The 21,315-nt window shown below is 68.8% G+C and carries 20 protein-coding genes; 17 read left to right on the top strand and 3 right to left on the bottom strand.

Features of this window, described 5'->3' with window-relative positions; genetic code table 11:
- Window positions 1–21: 21 nt before the first annotated feature.
- Window positions 22–678, top strand: a complete 657-nt coding sequence (locus tag AC07PF_RS10115) for an HAD family hydrolase (protein ID WP_007860670.1) — start codon at window positions 22–24, stop codon at window positions 676–678.
- 95 nt (window positions 679–773) lie between these two features.
- Entirely contained in the window at window positions 774–2,168 is a 1,395-nt protein-coding gene (locus AC07PF_RS10110) for a patatin-like phospholipase family protein (protein WP_494611741.1), read from the top strand.
- Between the two features lie 19 nt (window positions 2,169–2,187).
- Here AC07PF_RS10110 and AC07PF_RS10105 read toward each other — a convergent pair whose 3' ends face one another.
- Window positions 2,188–3,090, bottom strand: coding sequence for a LysR family transcriptional regulator (locus tag AC07PF_RS10105; RefSeq protein ID WP_494611740.1), 903 nt, complete (start codon window positions 3,088–3,090; stop codon window positions 2,188–2,190).
- Window positions 3,091–3,190: 100 nt separating this feature from the next.
- Here AC07PF_RS10105 and AC07PF_RS10100 point away from each other — a divergent pair, with 100 nt between their 5' ends.
- Both AC07PF_RS10100 and AC07PF_RS10095 read left to right on the top strand, forming a co-directional pair.
- Window positions 3,191–4,198: a Bug family tripartite tricarboxylate transporter substrate binding protein gene (locus AC07PF_RS10100; protein ID WP_494611739.1), complete on the top strand. Its 1,008-nt coding sequence runs from the start codon at window positions 3,191–3,193 to the stop codon at window positions 4,196–4,198.
- 13 nt (window positions 4,199–4,211) lie between these two features.
- Window positions 4,212–6,074, top strand: coding sequence for an alkyl/aryl-sulfatase (locus tag AC07PF_RS10095; RefSeq protein ID WP_494611738.1), 1,863 nt, complete (start codon window positions 4,212–4,214; stop codon window positions 6,072–6,074).
- Between the two features lie 118 nt (window positions 6,075–6,192).
- On the opposite strand, the gene AC07PF_RS10090 is transcribed toward AC07PF_RS10095, so the two are convergent.
- The gene (locus AC07PF_RS10090) at window positions 6,193–6,861 is read right to left on the bottom strand and encodes a glutathione S-transferase family protein (protein ID WP_494611752.1); all 669 of its coding nucleotides are present in this window, start codon (window positions 6,859–6,861) and stop codon (window positions 6,193–6,195) included.
- A 70-nt stretch (window positions 6,862–6,931) separates the two neighbouring features.
- The gene (locus AC07PF_RS10085) at window positions 6,932–8,014 is read right to left on the bottom strand and encodes an AraC family transcriptional regulator (RefSeq protein ID WP_494605333.1); all 1,083 of its coding nucleotides are present in this window, start codon (window positions 8,012–8,014) and stop codon (window positions 6,932–6,934) included.
- 136 nt (window positions 8,015–8,150) lie between these two features.
- On the opposite strand from AC07PF_RS10085, the gene AC07PF_RS10080 reads away from it, so the two are divergent.
- The 13 genes from AC07PF_RS10080 to AC07PF_RS10020 all read left to right on the top strand — a co-directional run bounded on the left by AC07PF_RS10080 (window position 8,151) and on the right by AC07PF_RS10020 (window position 21,258).
- Entirely contained in the window at window positions 8,151–9,878 is a 1,728-nt protein-coding gene (locus AC07PF_RS10080; RefSeq protein WP_494611737.1) for an AMP-binding protein, read from the top strand.
- A gap of 14 nt (window positions 9,879–9,892) precedes the next feature.
- Complete coding sequence (locus AC07PF_RS10075; protein WP_494605337.1) at window positions 9,893–11,500, top strand: carboxyl transferase domain-containing protein; 1,608 nt, start codon at window positions 9,893–9,895, stop codon at window positions 11,498–11,500.
- Window positions 11,501–11,516: 16 nt separating this feature from the next.
- On the top strand, window positions 11,517–12,317 hold the full coding sequence (locus tag AC07PF_RS10070; protein ID WP_494611736.1) for an enoyl-CoA hydratase/isomerase family protein: 801 nt from the start codon (window positions 11,517–11,519) through the stop codon (window positions 12,315–12,317).
- Window positions 12,318–12,337: 20 nt separating this feature from the next.
- Window positions 12,338–13,057 carry a DUF4126 domain-containing protein gene (locus AC07PF_RS10065; protein WP_494611735.1) on the top strand — a complete coding sequence of 240 codons (720 nt, stop codon included), beginning with the start codon at window positions 12,338–12,340 and terminating at the stop codon, window positions 13,055–13,057.
- A gap of 6 nt (window positions 13,058–13,063) precedes the next feature.
- Window positions 13,064–15,085: an acetyl/propionyl/methylcrotonyl-CoA carboxylase subunit alpha gene (locus tag AC07PF_RS10060; RefSeq protein ID WP_494611734.1), complete on the top strand. Its 2,022-nt coding sequence runs from the start codon at window positions 13,064–13,066 to the stop codon at window positions 15,083–15,085.
- 44 nt (window positions 15,086–15,129) lie between these two features.
- On the top strand, window positions 15,130–16,050 hold the full coding sequence (locus AC07PF_RS10055; RefSeq protein ID WP_494611733.1) for a 2-hydroxyacid dehydrogenase: 921 nt from the start codon (window positions 15,130–15,132) through the stop codon (window positions 16,048–16,050).
- 31 nt (window positions 16,051–16,081) lie between these two features.
- The gene (locus AC07PF_RS10050) at window positions 16,082–16,546 is read left to right on the top strand and encodes a DUF3592 domain-containing protein (RefSeq protein ID WP_007858378.1); all 465 of its coding nucleotides are present in this window, start codon (window positions 16,082–16,084) and stop codon (window positions 16,544–16,546) included.
- A gap of 25 nt (window positions 16,547–16,571) precedes the next feature.
- The gene (locus AC07PF_RS10045) at window positions 16,572–17,480 is read left to right on the top strand and encodes a hydroxymethylglutaryl-CoA lyase (RefSeq protein WP_007858377.1); all 909 of its coding nucleotides are present in this window, start codon (window positions 16,572–16,574) and stop codon (window positions 17,478–17,480) included.
- An 86-nt stretch (window positions 17,481–17,566) separates the two neighbouring features.
- Window positions 17,567–18,094, top strand: a complete 528-nt coding sequence (locus AC07PF_RS10040) for a YbaK/EbsC family protein (protein ID WP_007858376.1) — start codon at window positions 17,567–17,569, stop codon at window positions 18,092–18,094.
- Entirely contained in the window at window positions 18,091–18,357 is a 267-nt protein-coding gene (locus AC07PF_RS10035; protein ID WP_007858375.1) for a DUF1289 domain-containing protein, read from the top strand. Before AC07PF_RS10040 ends, AC07PF_RS10035 begins: the two co-directional genes overlap by 4 nt.
- Complete coding sequence (locus AC07PF_RS10030; protein WP_007858374.1) at window positions 18,354–19,007, top strand: 2-hydroxychromene-2-carboxylate isomerase; 654 nt, start codon at window positions 18,354–18,356, stop codon at window positions 19,005–19,007. Before AC07PF_RS10035 ends, AC07PF_RS10030 begins: the two co-directional genes overlap by 4 nt.
- 278 nt (window positions 19,008–19,285) lie before the next feature.
- Window positions 19,286–20,956 (top strand): MFS transporter, encoded by a 1,671-nt coding sequence (locus tag AC07PF_RS10025; protein WP_145695933.1) that lies wholly within the window; start codon window positions 19,286–19,288, stop codon window positions 20,954–20,956.
- A gap of 143 nt (window positions 20,957–21,099) precedes the next feature.
- Window positions 21,100–21,258: a hypothetical protein gene (locus AC07PF_RS10020; protein ID WP_007858372.1), complete on the top strand. Its 159-nt coding sequence runs from the start codon at window positions 21,100–21,102 to the stop codon at window positions 21,256–21,258.
- Window positions 21,259–21,315: the final 57 nt, after the last annotated feature.

Below are 21,315 nucleotides of genomic sequence, written 5' to 3'. Positions count from 1 at the left end.
TCTTTTTGTGAGCCTTGACCCATGACCTTTGAAGCCATTCTGTTCGACTGCGACGGCGTGCTCGTCGACAGCGAGCACATCACCAACGGTGTGCTGCGCACCATGCTCAACGAAGCGGGCTGGGCCATCACGCACGAAGAGTGCATGGACTATTTCATCGGCCGCACGGTGCGCAGCGCCACGGCCCGTATCGAGGCCGAAACCGGCAAGCCCCTGACCGATGAGTGGATGGCCAGCTTCTACGCCCGGCGCAATGCCGAGCTGGACCTGCACCTGGTGGCCATCGAACACATCCACCCCGCCATCGAGCGCGTGCATGCCCACCACGGCGGGCGCATCGCCTGCGCCTCGGGGGCCGACCGCTTCAAGGTGGAGATGCAGCTGGTCAAGGTGGGGCTCATGCCGTACTTTCAGGGCCGCATCTTCAGCGGCCACGAGGTGCCCCACACCAAGCCCGCGCCCGACGTGTACCTGGCAGCGGCCGCCGCGCTGCAGGCCGACCCCACGCGCTGCGCGGTGGTCGAGGACACCACCATTGGGGTGACGGCCGGCGTGGCCGCGGGCGCCACGGTGTTCGCCTACTCACCCCTGGGCATGGGCGATGAGGCCCTGCGCGCGGCGGGGGCGTCACAGGTATTCCGCAGCATGACCGAGCTGCCGGCCCTGCTGGGCTGCTGAGCCACCCGAGGGGGCAAGCGGGCACGCAAGCGCGCAGCCTTCTCTTAAACTCCCCCGCAGAGCGCGCATTCCTGCCGCGCCGGGAGGGGGAGCCTGTGGCAACACTGCAATCGATGGTGCGTGGGGTGGGGGCGGCATTGGTGGTTGTGCTGGCCGGGTGTTCGTCCGTGCGGCCCTGGATCAACGAGCCCATGCCCCTGGCGGAGCAGTCGGTCACGCAGCGGCCGTCCCAGCGCGATCCGAGCATCCTGGTGGCGGTCACGCTCTCGGGCGGCGGCGCGCGCGCGGCGGCCTTCGGTTTTGGCGTGCTCACCGAGATGCAGAACACGGTGTTCGAATGGAACGGCCAGCGCACCACGCTGCTCGATGCCACCGACGTGGTCAGCGGTGTCTCGGGCGGCAGCATCGTGGCCGCCTACTACGCGGCACATGGCATCGATGGGCTGCCGCGCTTCGAGCACGAGTTCCTGCGCCAGAACTTCCAGAACAGCCTGATCACCCAGGCCCTGCGCCCGGGCAATCTGATCGACCTGACTTCGCCCTGGCTCGGCCGCACGCACCTGCTGGCGCGCCGGCTCGATGAACTCTATGCCGGCAAGACCTTCGGCGACGTGGAAAAGCGCCCGCGCCACCCGCAGCTGTTCATCACCGCCACCGACATGTCGCTGGGCACGGGTTTCGAGTTCACCTGGGACCAGTTCGCGCTGATCTGCTCGGACCTGCGCACGGTGCCGCTGTCCTTCGCGGTGGCCGCCTCCTCGGCCGTGCCGCTGCTGCTCAGCCCCATGACCCTCAAGAACCATGCGGACCAGTGCACCGACCGGCCGGTCGGCACGGCCCTGGCACGGGCCACGGCCGGCGACTACCGCACCCGGCTGTACCGGGCACACGAGCAGAGCTACCTGGACGCCCGGCGCAAGCCCTTCATCCACCTCGTGGACGGGGGCCTGTCGGACAACCTGGGCGTGCAGCGCCTGCTCGACCGTGCCCTGGCAGGCGGCGGCCTGCGCGAAAGCTTCAGCGAGGTGGGCATTCCGCCGGGGAGCATCCGCAAGCTGGTGCTGATCACGGTGAACGCCGAGCGCGACCCCTCGTTCAACATCGACACCAGCGACAAGGTGCCCGACATGTTCCAGGTAGTCGATGCGCTGCTGTTCGGCACCGGCGCACGTGCCACGCGCGAGACGCAGGAGTTCCTGCGCGACATCACAGAGCAGTGGCGCAAGACCCTGGCCACCCACCCGCATGCCGGCGGCGACGTGTTCGCGCCGAACGCCGAGATCCATGTGGTGCCGGTCAACCTGCGCGATTCGCCCGACGATGTGGCACGCCCGCGCCTCTTGCAGATCCCCACGGCGTTTTCCATCGAGCAGCACGAGGTGACGGACCTGATCGAGGCCGGCGGCAGCGTGCTGCGGCACTCGCCCGAGTTCCGGGCGCTGGTGAAGTCGCTGCCGGTGTACCGCGCACCCCAGGCACCGCCGCAGTAGCCGGTGCGCGGCAGAGGAATCATGCCGGTTGGTCCGGCTCCATCATCGCGCGCACCAGCCCCGTGAAGGCCAGGGCCGCCGGCGACAGGGTGCGGTGCGTGAGCCACACGATGCTGTAGTGCGTTTGCATGGGGGCCTGCCTGCGGATCGGCAGGCGCGCCAGCGACCCGGCGCCATCGTGGACGGCCGCATGCTCCGGCGCGAGGATCACCGCGTTCGCGGTCAGGGCCAGGTGCTGCAGCGTGCCCAGGTCGTCACAGACGACGCTGAAGAAGGAGCGGTCCTTGCGCTGCACCTGGGCGTCGAAGTGCGCCGCCACGCCGCTGGGCAGGTTCGGGCCGGCGACGGGGTAGTCCATGGCCTGGTCCAGCGCCACGGGCTGCAAGGCCAGCAGCGGATGCCCTGTGCGCACGAAGAACGACACCGGGATGTTGGGCAGGCGCTTGAGTTGCAATCCCGGCTGCTGCTGCAGGTCGCGCGTGTCGGCGATGAACAGGTCCAGCTGGCGGCGGTGCAGGCGCTCGGCAAGCGCATTCGGATCGGCGACCTCGATGCGTATCGACAGCTGCGGATGGCGCTGGGCCATGTGTGCCAGCACGGGGCGACCCAGCATCCCGGCGGCAAACGGCCCCAGGCCCACGCTCAGCTGGCCCACCACCAGGCCCTGCAGCAACTGCAGGTCGCGCGGGATCTGGTCGGCATCGGCCACCAGCGCCTTGGCGCGCGCCAGCACCAGTTCGCCCGCCGTGGTGAAACGCACCTGGCCATAGGCCCGGTCCACCAGCCTGGCCTGCAGGGCTTCCTCCAGGTTGTCGATGCTGCGCGAGAGCGCCGGCTGGGACAGGTGCACCGCCTCGGCCGCGCGCCCGAAGCTGCCTTGTTCGGCCAGGGCGATCAGGTGGCGGAGCTGGCGCAGCTGCATTTTGCGGTTTATTTAAAAAGAAACACCATATTTTGCATTGGATATTCATTTGAAGCCTGTCGAGAATGGCCTGCATGCCTGCAAAACAAGGAGACAAGCCATGACGATCCCTTCCTTCCCGCGCCGCTGGGCCTTGGCAGGCCTGCTGGCCGCATGCGCCGCGGTGGCCGCGCCCGCCGCCCTGGCCCAAGCCCCGGCAGCGGACTTTCCCCACAAGCCCGTGACCCTGGTCGTTCCCTACCCGGCGGGCGGCGGCACCGACGTGGTCGCCCGCTCCCTTGCGGAGCAGATGGCGCGCCTGCTGGGCCAGCCGGTGATCGTCGACAACAAGCCCGGCGCCAGCGGCATCCTGGGCACCAGCACGGTGGCCAAGGCCGCACCCGATGGCCACACCGTGCTGGTGGGCCTGACCCAGTCGCTGCTGACCAACCCCTTTCTCTATGCAAGGCTGCCCTACGATCCGCGCAAGGACCTGGGCCTGGTCTCGCTGGTGGCCACGTCGCCGCTGCTGCTGCTCGTGCCCGCCAGCTCGCCGGCCCAGAGCGTGGCCGACCTGCAGCGTGCCCTGCGTGCCAAGGGCGATGGCGGCAACTGCGGCTCGTGGGGCGCGGGCTCGTACCCGCACCTGGCCTGCGCGCACATGGCATCGAGCTGGAAGGCGCCCATCGCCCACATCGCCTACAAGGGCGAGGCGCCCATGCTGCAGGACCTGGTGGGCGGGCAACTGAGCTTCACCATCGGCAGTGCCATCTCCGCCAAGCCCTACATGGATGCGGGCAAGCTGCGCGCGCTCGCCGTCACGGGCGGCCAGCGCCTGCCCCTGCTGCCCGCAGTGCCCACCTTCGCGGAGGCCGGCTTTGCCGATCCCGAGTACCGGGTGCTGGGCTGGCTCGGCCTGGCCGTGCCGCAAGCGACACCGCAGGCCGTGGTGGCGCGCCTGCAGCAGGCCGTGCAGCAGGCCGTGGCCACCCCTGAGGTGGGCAAGCGCTTTGCCCAGCTGGGCATGCTGGCCGTGGGCAGCACGGCCGAGCAGTTCCGCCAGGGCTATGCGGCCGACCTGCCGGTCTGGGAGCGCCTGGTGCGCACCTCGGGCGCGCAACTGGATTGATCAAGGCAATCACATGACTACCCCCAAGACCACTCACAACCCTGAGCCCATTGGGCAAGACCCCGTGACGCGGGGCTTCATCGCCACCTGGCCCCACGCCGAGGTGCGCGACGCCACGGGCCGCATCGTCTGGACCCTGGCGGGCTACGAGTTCCTGGACGAGGCCGAGCCGGCGCCCACAGTCCACCCGGGCCTGTGGGCGCATGCGCGGCGCAACCTGGCGCACGGCCTGTTCCAGGTCACCGAGCGCATCTACCAGGTGCGCGGGTTCGACCTGGCCAACATGACGCTGATCGAAGGCGACGCAGGCGTGGTCATCATCGACCCGCTGACCTGTGCCGAGACGGCCGAGGCCGCGCTGCGGATCTACCGCGCGCACCGTGGCGAGCGGCCCGTGACCGCAGTGGTCTACAGCCACAGCCACGTGGACCATTTCGGTGGCGTGCGCGGCGTGATCGACGAGCAGGACGCGATCCGCCGGCGCGTGCCCATCATCGCGCCCGCGGGCTTCGTCTGGCACACCGTGGCCGAGAACATGGTGGCCGGCAACGCCATGTCGCGGCGCTCGCAGTTCCAGTTCGGCCACACCCTGGCGCGCGGCGTCTGTGCCCAGGTCGACTGCGGCCTGGGCAAGAGCCTGCCGCACGGCACGGTGACGCTGATACCGCCGACGCTGACCATCGAGAAGGACCGCGAGCGCCACGTGATCGACGGCATCGAGATCGTCTTCGCCCTGGCCCCCGAAAGCGAGGCGCCTTCGGAGATGTTCTTCTTCTTTCCCGGGCTGCGGGCGCTCAACCTGGCCGAGATAGGCCAGCACAGCATGCACAACCTGTGTCCCTTGCGCGGCGCCCAGGTGCGCGACGCGCGCCTGTGGTCACGCTACCTGGACGAAGCGCTGCACGAGTTCGCGCAGCATGCCGATGTGGTCTTCGCCCAGCACAACTGGCCCACCTGGGGCCAGGCGGAGCTGAGCCGCTTCATCGCCCAGCAGCGCGACCTGTACAAGTACACCCACGACCAGACCGTGCGCCTCATGAACCAGGGCCAGACCGCCGTGGAGATCGCCGAGGTGCTGCGCCTGCCGGCCGAGCTGGCGGGCGTCACGCATGCCCAGGGCTACTACGGCACGCTGGTGCACAACGTCAAGGCCGTGGTGCAGCACTACCTGGGCTGGTACGACGGCAACCCGGCGCGCCTGCATGCGCTGCCGCCGGTCGACGCCGGCACGCGCTATGTCGACTACATGGGAGGCGCCCAGGCGCTGCTGGCACGGGCGCAGGCCGACTTCGAGCGCGGCGAGCACCGCTGGGTGGCCGAGGTCACGGCCCACCTGGTGTTTGCCGAGCCGACCCACCAGGCCGCCCGCGCGCTGTGTGCCGCAGCGCTCGAGCAGCTCGGGTTTGCCAGCGAGTCCGCCACCTGGCGCAATGCCTACCTGCTGGCGGCACGCGAACTGCGCAATGGCGTGCGCGCCGGCCCCCGGCGCAGCCTGGGCTATGACCTGCTCAAGGCCGTTCCGATGGAGATGTTCCTCGACTGCCTGGCCGTGCGCCTGGTGGCCGAACGCGCCAGCGGCCAGGTGCTGCACCTGGGCTGGCGGGTCACCGACACCGGCGAGCACTGGTCGCTGAGCCTGGGCAACGCGGCACTGACCTACCGGCGCATGGAGGGGGACATTGCCGTGGATGCCTGCATCGCGGTCAGCCACGAAGAACTGGCGCGGCTGCTGGCCCAGGGGGAGGGCGTGGCCGCAGCCCTGGCCAGCGGGATCGCAGAGGGCCGTGTCGGCGTGGCCGGAGATCTGTCACGGGTCCAAGCCCTGCTGGCGATGCTCGAGGAGTTCGAACCCATGTTCAATGTGGTCGAACCCTGACACGGATCTGCCTTCAACCGTCTGACGCCGTTGGGTCGCCTTGCCGTGCCAAAGCACTGTCTGCGGCTCCCCGCCTGGTCATACGATCGAATGCAAGTCCGTAGCAGAACCTGCGGGATCAGGGCCGGGTGTCGGGCGCGGGTGTGGTAGGCACGTCCTGCTCCTCGGCGGCCTCGATCTGCGCGGCCATGGCGCGCTGGTAGCCGGGGCGCTGCTGCAGGCGGTGCCAGTACAGCAGCGTGCGCTCGCCGAACTCGGGCGACAGGCCCAGGTGCTCGGCCAGCAGCAGCGCATAACCCACCGAGACATCGGCGGCGGTGAAGCGGCCTGCGCACAGGTGCTCGCCATGGGCCAGGGCGGCTTCCACCGCGCGCAGGCGGGCCAGGAACCAGCGGCGGTAGTCTTCCACCACCTGGGGCTGCTGGCGTCCCCGGGGCTCGAAGCGGCTGTAGCGCAGCACCAGTGTCTGGGGGAAGGTCAGCGTGGCCTCTCCCATGTGCAGCCAGTTGAGGTAGGCGCCATAGGCCGGGTCCACGGCGCGCACGTCCAGCCCGGCATCGGGGTGGGCCGCGGCCAGGTACTGGCAGATGGCGGCCGATTCGGTCATGCGCACGGCGCCCTGCACCAGCAGGGGCACGGTGCCCAGCGGATTCAATTCCAGGAAGCTGCGCGCCTTCAGCCGGGGCGGAAAGGGCAGCATGTGCAGCGAGTACGGCAGCTGCAGCTCTTCGAGCATCCACAGGGGACGGAACGAGCGCGCGCTGACGCAGTGGTACAGGTGGATCATCGGCATCGTGGGCCAGTGTAGTGCGCGGGCACGGCAGCGGGGTTCCCCACGCTGCCAGTGCGGTTGCAGATCACGCCGCCGTGCGGGCCAGGCGCCGGTACTCGGCGGGCGAATGCCCGGTCCAGCCCTTGAAGGCGCGGATGAAGCTCTTCTCGTTGACGAAGCCCGCCGCCTCGGCCACCTGCTTGATGGGGCGGTCGCTGCGGTGCAGCAGCTCCATGGCACGGGCCTGGCGCACCTCGTCCTTGAGGCCTTGCAGGGTGGCCCCTTCCTCCTTGAGCTGGCGGTGCAGCGTGCGCGGCGACACATGCAGCAGGTGCGCCAGCGACTCGGCGCTGTGCGATGCCAGTGCCTGGCCCGGGTGGCCCTGCACGGGCGCGCCCAGCAGCTGGCGCACGCGCGCCACCAGCAGCCGGTCGCGCCGGTACTGCAGCACGGTGAGCGGCAGCGCATGCTGCAGCATCTGGCGCAGCGCGGCCTCGTCGCGCCGCAGGGGCAGGCTGAGGTAGCGCGCGTCGAAGTGGATGGCCGTCCGTGGGGCGTTGAAGCGCACCGATCCCCCGGGGAACAGCACCGCATAGGCCTCGGCATGCGGTGGCGCGGCAAAGGCGAACTCGGCCGCCAGCAGCGGCACGCGCGAATCCACCATCCAGCAGCCCAGGCCCAGGGCATTGCGCAGCACCGAGACCAGGCAGAACTCGCGCAGGGAGCCCAGGTCGCGGTTCTCCACGATGGCCAGCGTGGCCGTGCTGTCGGCCTGCGCCAGGCGCAGCGTGATGTCGTCGGCCAGCAGGCCATGGTGGCGGCACCAGCGCTGGAGCGCCACGCCCAGGTCGGGCGAGCTGATGGAGGCGCGCGCCAGCATGCCGTAGCTGCCCCAGGGCAGGCGCCGGCCGAACCAGCCCAGGGCCTCGTCGTCGAGCTCGCGCATGGCCGCGCCCGAGATCTCCTCCATCTGCCAGGCGGTGATGCGGGCGCCTTCGTCGAACAGCAGGCCGGGCGCAATCTGTGCCTGGGCCAGCGCCCAGGCGGGGCTCATGCCGCGGCGCCTGTAAGCGAGTGCAATCGCCTGCACGAAGGCGATGGGGGTGGCGGCGGGCGCGGTCTTGGGGGCGGGCAGGCCCTCAGGGGCCGCAAGGGCGGGGGATTTCACGGGTGCCAGTGTGCCCGAGGTGTGGCACGATTTGCAACCTTTGTGTCAAGCAGGGGCCGTGGCAGGCTCCTATGCTTGCACATCGCCCCGCCATTCACTCGCTGTGCGGGAGTGCGACACGCAAGGAGACAAGAACATGGGTGCAGCCCTGCCTTCCCCCGCCCCGCTGACTACCAGCCTGGCCCTTGGCGCGACCGACGTGCCCTTGATCGAGCAGACGCTGGGCGACTTCTTCGATGCCATGGTGGCGCGCCAGCCCGAGCGCGAGGCGCTGGTCAGCGTGCACCAGCAGCGGCGCTACACCTACCGCAGCCTGCAGGCCGAGGCCCGGCGCCTGGCCAGCGCCCTGCTGGGCCTGGGCCTGGTGCCCGGCGACCGCGTGGGCATCTGGTCGCACAACAATGCCGAATGGGTGCTGATGCAGCTGGCCACCGCGCAGGTGGGCCTGGTGCTGGTCAACATCAACCCGGCCTACCGCACCTCCGAGGTGGAGTACGTGCTCAACAAGGTGGGTTGCCGGCTGCTGGTGAGCATGGCGCGCTTCAAGACCAGCGACTACCTGGGCATGCTGCGCGAGCTGGCACCCGAGTGGCAGCGCCAGGAGCCGGGCCGCCTGGGCGCGGTGAAGCTGCCGCACCTGAATACCGTGGTGTGGATCGACGAGGCCGGGCAGGGCGCCGACGAGCCGGGCCTGCTGCGCTTTTCGGACCTGCTGGCGCGCGGCGACGCGGCCGATGCGCGCGTGGCCGAGGTGGCTGCGGGGCTCAAGGCCACCGACCCCATCAACATCCAGTTCACGAGCGGCACCACGGGTTTTCCCAAGGGCGCCACGCTCACGCACCGCAACATCCTGAACAACGGCTTCTTCATCGGCGAGTGCATGCGCCTCACGCCGGAAGACCGGCTGTGCATCCCTGTGCCGCTGTACCACTGCTTCGGCATGGTGCTGGGCAACCTGGCCTGCTTCACGCATGGCGCGACCATCGTCTACCCCAATGACGGCTTCGACCCGCTCACGGTGCTGCAGGCGGTGCAGGACGAGCGCTGCACCGGCCTGCACGGCGTGCCCACCATGTTCATCGCCGAGCTGGACCACCCGCGCTTTGCCGAGTTCGACCTGTCCACCCTGCGCACCGGCATCATGGCCGGCTCGCCCTGTCCGACCGAGGTGATGAAGCGCGTGGTCGAGCAGATGCACCTGTCCGAGATCACCATCGCCTACGGCATGACCGAGACCAGCCCCGTGAGCTGCCAGAGCAGCACCGAGACTCCACTGGCCAAGCGCGTCTCCACCGTGGGCCAGGTGCAGCCGCACCTGGAAGTGAAGATCGTGAATCCCGACACCGGCGCGACCGTGCCCGTGGGCGAGCGCGGCGAGTTCTGCACGCGCGGCTATTCGGTGATGCACGGCTACTGGGGCGACGAGGCCAAGACCCGCGAGGCCATCGACGCCGACGGCTGGATGCACACCGGCGACCTGGCCACCATGGACGCCGAGGGCTACGTGAACATCGTGGGCCGCATCAAGGACATGGTGATCCGCGGCGGCGAGAACATCTACCCGCGCGAGATCGAGGAGTTCCTCTACCGCCACCCGCAGGTGCAGGACGTGCAGGTGGTGGGCGTGCCCGATGCCCGGTACGGCGAGGAGCTGTGCGCCTGGATCGTGGTCAAGCCCGGCCAGGAGCTGACCGAGGAGGCCGTGCGCGCCTTCTGCAAGGGCCAGATCGCCCACTACAAGGTGCCGCGCTACATCCGCTTCGTCGCGGGCTTCCCGATGACGGTGACCGGCAAGATCCAGAAGTTCAGGATCCGCGACGAGATGAAGGACCAGCTGGGCCTGGCCGAAGAAAAGACTGCTTGAAAGAGATTCGCTGCATGACCATCCTAGACACCCAATTGAACGCCCGCTCGGCCGATTTCCTGGCCAACGCGGCCGCCATGCGCACCCTGGTCGACGACCTGCGCAGCCACCTTGACAAAGTGGCCCAGGGCGGCGGCGAGGCCGCGCGTGCCAAGCACACGGCACGCGGCAAGCTGCTGCCGCGCGAGCGCGTGCAGATGCTGCTGGACCCGGGCACGCCCTTCCTGGAGCTGGCGCCGCTGGCCGCGCTCAACATGTACAACAACGATGCGCCCAGCGCCGGCCTGATCGCAGGCATCGGCCGCGTGAGCGGCGTGGACTGCATGGTCGTGTGCAACGACGCCACGGTGAAGGGCGGCACCTACTACCCGCTCACGGTGAAGAAGCACCTGCGCGCGCAGGAAGTGGCGCAGCAGAACCACCTGACCTGCATCTACCTGGTGGATTCGGGCGGCGCCAACCTGCCCAACCAGGACGAGGTCTTCCCCGACCGCGACCACTTCGGCCGCATCTTCTTCAACCAGGCCAACATGAGCGCCCAGGGCATCTCGCAGATCGCCGTGGTCATGGGCAGTTGCACGGCGGGCGGTGCCTACGTGCCGGCGATGAGTGACGAGTCCATCATCGTCAAGAACCAGGGCACCATCTTCCTGGGCGGCCCGCCGCTGGTGAAGGCTGCCACGGGCGAGGTCGTCACGGCCGAGGACCTGGGCGGCGGCGACGTGCACACGCGCCTGTCGGGCGTGGCCGACCACCTGGCACAGAACGACCTGCATGCGCTGCAACTGGCGCGCAATGCGGTGCGCAACCTCAACAAGGCCAAGGCCGCATCGCCGGCCGACAGCGCGCCGCTGCCGCCGAAGTTTGCCGGTGAAGAGCTCTATGGCGTGATCCCCGTGGACACGCGCAAGCCCTTCGACGTGCGCGAGATCATCGCCCGCATCGTCGACGGCAGCGAGTTCGACGAGTTCAAGGCGCGCTACGGCACCACGCTGGTCACGGGCTTCGCGCGCATCGAGGGCATGGCCGTGGGCATCATCGCCAACAACGGCATCCTGTTCAGCGAGTCGGCGCTCAAGGGCGCGCACTTCATCGAGCTGTGCTGCCAGCGCAAGATCCCGCTGGTGTTCCTGCAGAACATCACCGGCTTCATGGTCGGCCGCAAGTACGAGAACGAGGGCATCGCGCGCAACGGCGCGAAGATGGTCACGGCCGTGGCCACGGCCGCCGTGCCCAAGTTCACCATCATCATCGGCGGCAGCTTCGGCGCCGGCAACTACGGCATGTGCGGCCGCGCCTACAGCCCGCGCTTCCTGTGGATGTGGCCCAACGCGCGCATCAGCGTCATGGGCGGCGAGCAGGCGGCCGGCGTGCTGGCCACCGTCAAGCGCGACGGCATCGAGGGCAAGGGCGGCCAGTGGAGCGCCGACGAGGAAGAAGCCTTCAAGGCCCCCATCCGCCGCCAGTACGAAGACCAGGGCCACCCCTACTACGCCACCGCGCGCCTGTGGGACGACGGCGTGATCGACCCGGCCGACACGCGCCGCGTGCTGGCGCTGGGCCTGGCTGCCACGCGCAATGCGCCGATCGAGGACACCAAGTTCGGCCTGTTCCGTATGTAAGCCCAGGCAAAGCACCATGAGCAATTCCAACCTGACCATTGCCTACGAAGGCGCGGTGGCGCGCATCACGCTCACGCAGCCCGAGATCCGCAACGCCTTCAGCGACGAAGTCATCGCCGAGATCACGGCCGCCTTCACCGAGGTGGGCGCGCGCGCCGACGTGCGCGCCGTGGTGCTGGCGGCCGAGGGCCCGGCCTTCTGCGCGGGCGCCAACCTCAACTGGATGCGCCGCATGGCCGACTACACGCGCGACGAGAACGTGGCCGATGCCGGCAAGCTCGCCGAGATGCTGCGCGTGATCTACGAATGCCCCCAACCCACCATCGCGCGCGTGCAGGGCGACGTGTATGCGGGTGGTGTGGGCCTGGTGGCAGCCTGCGACATGGCGGTGGCGGTGGACACGGCGGGCTTTTGCCTGAGCGAGGTGAAGCTGGGCTTGATCCCCGCGACCATCAGCCCCTATGTGATCCGCGCCATGGGTGCGCGCGCGGCGCACCGCTACTTCCTTACGGCCGAGCGTTTCAGCGCAGCCGAGGCACTGCGCATCGGCTTCGTGCACGAGGTGGTGGCAGCCGACCCGGACTTCGTGGCGCTCGACGCCAAGCTGGCCGAGCTGCTCAAGGCGCTGACCAGTGCCAGCCCGGCGGCCGTGCGTGCCTGCAAGAAGCTGGTGATCGACGTGGCCGAGCGCGAGATCAATGCCGGCCTGATCGACGCCACGGTGCAGGGCATCGCCGACATCCGCGCCAGCGAGGAAGGCCGCGAAGGCGTGCAGTCCTTCCTGCAAAAGCGCAAGCCGGCCTGGCTGGCAGGCTGATCCGCTCACCAGGACTTTCCATGGACGCACTCTGGCTCAGCATCGTTCAGTGGCTGCACACCATCGGCCTGCACGTGGACCCGGGCACGGCCCGCGACGTGGCCGGTGGCGTGGCCCGTGCCACCCAGCAGCTCGACATGCCCGGCCTGCTGGCCCTGGCCGCCGCGCTGGGCTGGGCCAGCGGCGTGCGGCTGTATGCCGTGGTGTTCATGGTCGGCGCCATGGGCTGGGCTGGCTGGATGGCGCTGCCCCCGGGCCTCGCGGTGCTGCAAAGCCCCCTGGTGCTGGCGGTCAGCGGCTGCATGCTGGTGGTGGAGTTCTTCGCCGACAAGGTGCCCTGGTTCGACAGCCTGTGGGATGCGGTGCATGCGTTCATCCGCGTGCCGGCCGGGGCGATGCTGGCGGCGGGCGTGTTCGGGGCCGACAGCGCCACCATGGGACTGGTGGGTGGGCTGATGGGCGGCTCGCTCGCGGCCACCTCGCTGGCCACCAAGATGACGGCGCGCGCCGCGGCCAACACCTCGCCCGAGCCGTTTTCCAACTGGGGCCTGTCCTTCCTGGAGGACGGGCTGGTGGTGGGCGTGGTCTGGCTCGCCACGCAGTACCCCGTGACCTTCGGGGTGGTGCTGGTGGTGATGCTGGTGGTCTCGGTGCTGCTGCTGGTGGTGCTCTTCAAGTTTCTGCGCGCCGTGCTGCGGCGCTTGTCTTCTCTTTTCTCTGGCCCCGCGAAGGCGGTTTGAAGTCCTATGTTCACAAAAATCCTGATTGCCAATCGCGGTGAGATCGCGTGCCGAGTTGCTGCCACTGCCCGCCGCATGGGGGTGAAGACCGTGGCGGTGTACTCGGACGCCGATGCGGGCGCCAAGCATGTGGCCGTGTGCGACGAGGCCGTGCACATCGGCGGCAGCGCGCCCAAGGAGAGCTACCTGCAGTGGCAGCGCATCATCGGTGCGGCCAAGGCAACGGGCGCGCAGGCCGTGCACCCGGGCTACGGCTTCCTGAGCGAGAACGAGGAATTCGCCCAGGCCTGCGCCGACGCCGGCCTGGTGTTCATCGGCCCGCCGCCCTCGGCCATCCAGGCCATGGGGCTCAAGGCCGAGTCCAAGCAGCTCATGGAAAAGGCCGGCGTGCCCCTGGTGCCCGGCTACCACGGGGCCGACCAGGACCCGGCCCTGCTGCAGCGCGAGGCCGACCGCATCGGCTACCCGGTGCTCATCAAGGCCAGCGCGGGTGGCGGCGGCAAGGGCATGCGCGCCGTGGAGTCTGCGGCCGAGTTCGCCGATGCCCTGGCCTCGTGCCAGCGCGAGGCCATCAACAGCTTTGGTGACGACGCGGTGCTGATCGAAAAGTACGTGCAGCGCCCGCGCCACATCGAGATCCAGGTGTTCGGTGACACGCAAGGCAACTACGTCTACCTGTTCGAGCGCGACTGCTCGGTGCAGCGCCGCCACCAGAAGGTGCTGGAAGAGGCCCCAGCCCCGGGCATGACCGAGGCCATGCGCCAGCAGATGGGCAATGCCGCCGTGGCCGCCGCGCGTGCGGTGAACTACGTGGGTGCCGGCACGGTGGAGTTCATCGTCGAGCAGCGCGCCGACGGCAGCATGAACTTCTTCTTCATGGAAATGAACACCCGCCTGCAGGTGGAGCACCCCGTGACCGAGGCCATCACCGGCCAGGACCTGGTGGAGTGGCAGCTGCGTGTGGCGTCTGGCGAGCCGCTGCCGCTGGCACAGGACCAGCTGCGCATCACCGGCCACGCCATCGAGGCGCGCATCTGCGCCGAGAACCCCGACAACAACTTCCTGCCCGCCACGGGCGCGCTGCATGTGTACGGGCTGCCGGCCCATGTGGCCTTCGAGCGCGGCACCGTGCGCGTGGACTCGGGCGTGCGCCAGGGCGATGCCATCAGCCCGTTCTACGACTCCATGGTGGCCAAGCTCATCGTGCACGGCGACACGCGCGAGCAGGCCCTGGCCCGCCTGGACGAGGCCCTGGCCCAGACCCATATCGTGGGGCTGGCCACCAATGTGCAGTTCCTGCGCCGCGTGGCACGCACCGATTCGTTCGCCCAGGCGAAGCTCGACACCGCGCTGATCCCGCGCGAGCAGGCCGTGCTGTTCAAGCGCGAAGACGTGGGCCTGCCGCTGGCCGCAGCCAGTGCCGTGGCGCAGGCCCTGCTGCACGAGCGCGCGGCCGAGGGCGCCGATCCGTTCAGCCGCCGCGATGGCTTCCACACGCATGGCGTGGTGCAGCGCCGGTTCGAGTTCGAGTTTGGCGGCGAGCATGTGAAAGCCTGGCTGACCTACGAGCGCGGCGGCAGCCTGCACCTGGCCGTGGGCGAGGGCGCTGCCCAGGTGGCCGGGCCCCTGGTGTTTGCCCCCGCGGGGGATGCCATCGACCTGCAGTTCGCCGGCCAGCGCACGCGCGCCGCCGTGCATGCCCAGGGCGAGCTGGACCATGTGTTCACGCCCCAAGGGGCCACGCAGATCCTGGCCATCGACCTGCTGGCCCATTCCGGTGAAGTGGCGGCCGAGGGTGGGCGCCTCACGGCCCCCATGCCCGGCAAGGTGGTGTCGTTCGCCGTCAAGGCCGGCGACAAGGTCGCCAAGGGCCAGGCCCTGGCCGTGATGGAGGCCATGAAGATGGAGCACACCATCGCCGCGCCAACCGATGGCGTGGTGCAGGAGCTGCTCTATGCGCCCGGCGACCAGGTGACCGAAGGAGCCGAGTTGCTCAAGCTGGCTGCTGCCGCAGCAGCAGCGGCGTAACCGCACGCGGACGGGGGTTGCCAGGGCGCGGTACGCTTGCGGTCATGAACATCACCTTTTGCTGTACCGATACCAAAGCCGAGCCCTGGCTCCAGGGCCTGCAGGCGGCCCTGCCCGAAGCGACCATCTCCGTCTGGCAACCAGGGGCTCTCCAGGCCGACTATGCCGTCGTCTGGGCCCCGCCCCAGCAGTTCGTGGACGAACAACCGGCACTCAAGGCGCTGTTCAACATCGGTGCGGGCGTGGATGCCCTGCTCAAGCTGCGCCTGCCGCCCTCCATGCGCGTAGTGCGGCTCGATGATGCGGGCATGGCCGTGCAGATGGCCGAGTACGTGAGCCACGCCGTCATCCGCCACTTCCGCGAGTTCGACGCCTACGAGGCCGACATGCAGGCCGGTCGCTGGGGCTACCGCAAGCCGCGCCTGCGCAGCGAATTCCCGATCGGCGTGATGGGGCTCGGCGTGCTCGGCGAACGGGTGGCGCGGGCGCTCGCGCAGTTCGACTTTCCGGTCAACGGCTGGAGCCGTTCGCCCAAGGCCATCGAGGGTGTGCGCGGGTTCAGCGGTACCGACGGGTTCCACGATTTCCTCGCTGCCAGCCGCGTGCTGGTGAACCTGCTGCCGTTGACGCCCGATACCCAGGACATCATGAACCGCGAAACTCTTTCGCGCTTGCAACCGGGCGCCTATGTGGTCAACGTGGCGCGCGGGGCGCACCTGGTGGAGGACGACCTGCTGGCCCTGATCGACAGCGGCCATGTGGCCGGCGCCACGCTGGACGTGTTCCGCAAGGAACCCCTGCCAGCGGGCCATCCGTTCTGGAACCACCCGCGCATCGTGGCCACGCCGCACACCTCGGCGCGCACGCTGCGCGAGGAGAGCATCGCGCAGATCGCCGGCAAGATCGCGGCGCTGCAGCGCGGCGAGGCCGTGGCCGGGGTCGTGGATCCCGGGCGTGGCTACTGACCGGGCACCATCGGAGCACAGGACACAGCGCATGGCATCCAACTCTCCCTTTCGCCATTTCCTCGGCCTGCTGGGCTGGGTCCTGCTCGTTCCCGGGGCCCTGACAGCGCTGGGCGCGGCCTGGCTGCTGGCATCCAGCCTGAACCTGGTGGGCGACATGCGTTCGGCCCAGGGGCGCGTCGTGGCCCTGGTGCCGGGCACCGCAGGCACGATGGGCCGCACGGCCCATGGCAGCCAGAGCATGGTGGAGTTCACCACCCAGGAGGGCCAGACCCTGCGCGTGACCGATCCAGTGCTGCGGCGCCTGCAGGCCCAGCATTCCGTCGGTGAATCCGTCACGGTCCGCTATCCGTCCCGGGACCCTTCGCAGGCCGAGATCAGCAGCTCCCGCTGGATCAAGGGCTTCATTGGCGTCGGCCTGTTGCTGGCCGGCCTGATCGGCATGGCCGTGGGCGGACTGCTGCTGCGCTTTCGGCCCAGGCCGGCCATGGCCTGACCCCATTTCCATCGGAGACTTCCCCATGAGCATTCCCACCAAAGTCAAACTCGTCGACGTCGGCCCGCGCGACGGTCTGCAGAACGAGAAATCCCCCGTGCCCGCCGTGGTCAAGATCGGCCTGGTGCACCGCCTGCAGGACGCGGGCCTCAAGAACATCGAGGTCACGAGCTATGTCTCGCCCAAGTGGGTGCCGCAGATGGCGGACAACCACGAGGTCATGCAAGGCATTGCGCGCCAGGCGGGCATCGTCTACTCGGTGCTCACCCCCAACCTCAAAGGCTACGAGGCCGCGGTGGTCGATCGGCCCGACGAGATCGTGGTCTTCGGCTCGGCCAGCGAGGCCTTCAGCCAGAAGAACATCAACTGCTCCATCGCCGAGAGCATCGAGCGCTTCGCCCCGGTAGTGGAGGCCGCGCGCGCGGCCGGCATCCACGTGCGCGGCGCCATGAGCTGCACGGTGGGCTGCCCCTACGAGGGCGAGATCGCGCCCGAGCGCGTGGCCTACCTGGCCGGCCTGATGAAGGGCATCGGCGTGCAGCACGTGGGCGTTGCCGACACCATCGGCGTGGGCACGCCGCGCAAGGTGCAGCGCGCCATGGAGGCCACGCTGCAGCACTACGGCATCGACGACGTCTCGGGCCATTTCCACGACACCTACGGCCAGGCCCTGGCCAACACCGTGGCCACGCTGGAGATGGGCGTGTGGCAGTACGACACCTCGGTGGCGGGCCTGGGCGGCTGCCCCTATGCCAAGGGCGCCACGGGCAACGTGGCCACCGAGGACGTGGTCTACATGCTGCACGGCATGGGCATCGACACCGGCATCGACCTCGACAAGCTCATCGATGCAGGGGCCTACATCAGCGATTTTCTGGTCCGCAAGCCCAATTCGCGCGCGGCCAATGCCCTCCTGACCAAGCGCGCCGGCTGAATGCCAGGGCCCGGAAGGCCCGACAATGGGGGGAACAGCGGGCGGCACGGTGCCGCCCCACCATGACCAGTGCGGGAACCTCGGATATGTGCGGAGCGGAACTGAAGAACTTGCCGGAAGGCGTGCAACGGGTGGCAGCGGCGCTGCAGGCGCAGGGCCATCCGCACATGCCGCAGATGCTCGACGACGCGGCGCGCACCGCGCAGCAGGCGGCCGATGCGCTGGGCATCCTCGTGGGCCAGGTGGCCAAGAGCATCATCTTTCGGCGCAAGAGCGACGACGTGGCGGTGCTCGTGGTGACCTCGGGCGACCGGCGCGTGGACGAGAAGAAGGTCGAGGCCCATGTGGGCAAGGTCGGCCGGGCCGATGCCGAGTTCGTCAAGGCGCGCACCGGCTTTTCCATCGGCGGCGTGTCGCCGCTGGCGCATGCCACGCCGCCGGTCACGCTGATCGACCGCGACCTGCTGCGTTTCGACGTGGTCTGGGCCGCGGCCGGGCACCCGCACAGCGTGTTCCCGCTGCACCCGAGCGACCTCACGCGCCTGACCGGCGCGCCCGTGGTGGACGTGGTGCAGGAGCCCGCTCCACCCTCAGCGCCTGCTGCGGCGGCATGACCCCGGTCGAACTGCTGGCCAGCCACGCCCGCCAGATCGGGGCGGCCGGGCATTTCGTTGCCGGCAGCAGCGCGCCCGTGCCCTCGCCCTGCATTTCGGTGTGCCGCATGTCGCCCGACCGCAGCCACTGCGAGGGCTGCTTTCGCACGCTGGACGAGATCCGCATCTGGGGTGGCGCCGACAGCACCGTGCGCCGTGCGGTCTGGGCGCAGTTGTTGTTGCGCGCGGGCATTGCGCCGCTCGCCAAGGAGGCACCACCATGAAACACATCACCTTCTACCTGGACTTCATCTCGCCCTATGCCTGGCTGGCCTTCGAGCGCCTGCCCGAGGTGCTCGAAGGGCAGAGCTACAGCGTGGCCTACCAGCCGGTGCTGCTCGGCGCCCTGCTGGCGCAGCACGCCAACCCGGGGCCCGCCGGCATTGCGCCCAAGCGCGACTGGACCTACCGCCACGTGACCTGGCTCGGCCATGCCCACGGCATCGGCCTGCAGATGCCGGCGCGCCACCCCTTCAACCCGCTGCCGCTGCTGCGCCAGGCGCTGGCCTGCAGCGACGATGGCAGCATCAACCGCTACGTGGCCGGCACCGTGCTGCGCCATGTCTGGCAGGGCGGGCAGGACGCACTGGACGCGGCGCGCATGGCCGATCTGGCCGCTGCATTGTCCGAGCAGCTGCGGCCCGGCCAGGACATTGCGAGCGAGGGCCCCAAGGCGCTGCTGCGCGCCAACACCGAGGCCGCGCAGGCGGCCGGGGTGTTCGGCGTGCCCGCCTTCGCGGTGGACGGCAAGCTCTTCTGGGGGCTTGACGGCCTGCCCATGCTGCGCGCCTACCTTGACGGCGATGCCTGGTTCGAGGGGCCCGAATGGGGCGCGGTGAGCGCTGTGCCGTCGGGCCTCGTGGCCAAGGGCTGACATCGCCCCACACCCGGTTCGTGCGCAGAAAAGCCTGCTGCCTGCGCGCAGTCTTCCTGACAGCGCGCACACCGGCCTGTTGGGGTAAACACCAGCCGGCGCGCGTGCCTTCTCGCATCCTGAAAGCGGCCCCAAGGGTTTCACCCTAAGTTGTCAGAGCGCGGTCAGTTTGGTGAAAGGCCGTGTTGGTTTCGCGTCAGAGCGTGGTCAGTGCAATCTCCAAGAATGTGGGCAGCCGCACCAGAGGGCGGTCTGATACATCACACAGGAGACAAACCATGGCAACCCATCCCGCACCGCGGCCGATGACCGCCGAAGAGAAGAAGGTCATCTTCGCTTCGTCGCTCGGTACCGTTTTCGAGTGGTACGACTTTTATCTGTACGGCTCGCTCGCAGCCATCATTGCCAAGCAGTTCTTCAGCGGTCTGGATGCGGGCGCGGCCTTCATCTTCGCGCTGCTGGCGTTTGCCGCGGGCTTCCTGGTGCGGCCCTTCGGTGCCATCGTGTTCGGCCGCCTGGGCGACATGATCGGGCGCAAGTACACCTTCCTGGTCACCATCCTGATCATGGGCCTGGCGACCTTCATCGTCGGCCTGCTGCCCAGTTACGCCACCATCGGTGTGGCCGCTCCCATCATCCTGATCGCCCTGCGCATGCTGCAAGGCCTGGCGCTGGGCGGTGAGTACGGCGGCGCTGCCACCTACGTGGCCGAGCATGCTCCGCACGGCAAGCGCGGTGCCTACACCTCCTGGATCCAGACCACGGCCACGCTGGGCCTGTTCCTGAGCCTGCTGGTGATCCTGGGCGTGCGCCTGAGCCTGGGCGAGGCCGTGTTCCAGGACTGGGGCTGGCGCATTCCGTTCCTGGTGTCCATCCTGCTGCTGGGCATCTCGGTGTGGATTCGCCTGTCGCTGTCGGAATCGCCGGCCTTCCAGAAGATGAAGGCCGAGGGCAAGACCTCCAAGGCCCCGCTGGCTGAATCCTTCGGCCAGTGGAAGAACCTGAAGATCGTGATCCTTGCACTGGTGGGCCTGACCGCCGGCCAGGCCGTGGTCTGGTACTCGGGCCAGTTCTATGCGCTGTTCTTCCTGACGCAGCAACTGAAGGTGGACAACACCACCGCCAACCTGCTGATCGCCGCCGCCCTGCTGCTGGGCACGCCCTTCTTTGTGGTGTTCGGCGCGCTGTCGGACAAGATCGGCCGCAAGCCCATCATCATGGCCGGCTGCCTGCTGGCCGTGGTGACCTACTTCCCCGTGTTCAAGGCGCTGACCGAAGCCGCCAACCCCGACCTGGCCAAGGCCCAGGCCACGGCTGGCGTGGTGGTGACGGCCGACCCTGCTTCGTGCTCCTTCCAGGGCAACCCGGTGGCGCGTGAGATCGACTTCCGCAGCTCCTGCGACATCGCCAAGCGCTACCTGGTGCAGAACTCGGTGAGCTACGACAACGTGGCTGGCCCCGCAGGCTCCAAGGCCGTGGTCAAGATCGGCACCAAGACGGTCGAGGCGCCTACCGGCAACGTGGTGAACCTCAAGTTCGACGAAGCGTCTGCCAAGGCCATTGCCGCCTTCAAGAAGGAAGTGTCCGAAGACCTGAAGGTCGCCGGCTACCCCGCCAAGGCCGACCCCGCCAAGACCAACAAGGTCCTGACCGTGGTGCTGCTGTTCTGGCTGGTGCTGCTGGTGACCATGGTGTACGGCCCCATTGCCGCCATGCTGGTGGAAATGTTCCCGACCCGCATCCGCTACACCTCGATGAGCCTGCCTTACCACATCGGCAATGGCTGGTTCGGCGGCCTGCTGCCCACCACGGCCTTCGCCATCGTGGCCCAGACCGGCAACATGTACAACGGCCTGTGGTATCCGATCATCATCGCCAGCATGACCCTGGTGATCGGCACGCTGTTCATCCGCGAGACCAAGGACGTGGATATCTACGCCAACGACTGAGGTCGCCGGCACCCTGCGACCAGTGCACGCTCCCCCGGGTGGGCACTGTGTTCCAGAAAAGGGCCTCGCAGCTGCCATGCGGAGCTGCGAGGCCTTTTTGTTGAACAAGCAACCCCCCATCCAAAATTCAGGAGATATGAGCCATGTGGAAGATCGTTGTCGGATTTGTGCTGTTTGCGGCCCTGTCGCTGTTCGTCATCATGAAGGCAGGTGACAAGGTGGACATGGGCGGCGAGCAGCACGGCGGCGACTCGTTGCACGTGCCCGCCGCCCCGGCCTCGGGTGCCAGCGCAGCGCATTAGAAATCACCCCCTGAGTCGCTTCGCGCCTTCCCCCTCTCTCTCGCATTGCTGCGCAAC

This window comes from Acidovorax sp. GW821-FHT10A04 (assembly GCF_059415825.1).
This window is presented reverse-complemented; position numbering and strand designations above follow the sequence as displayed.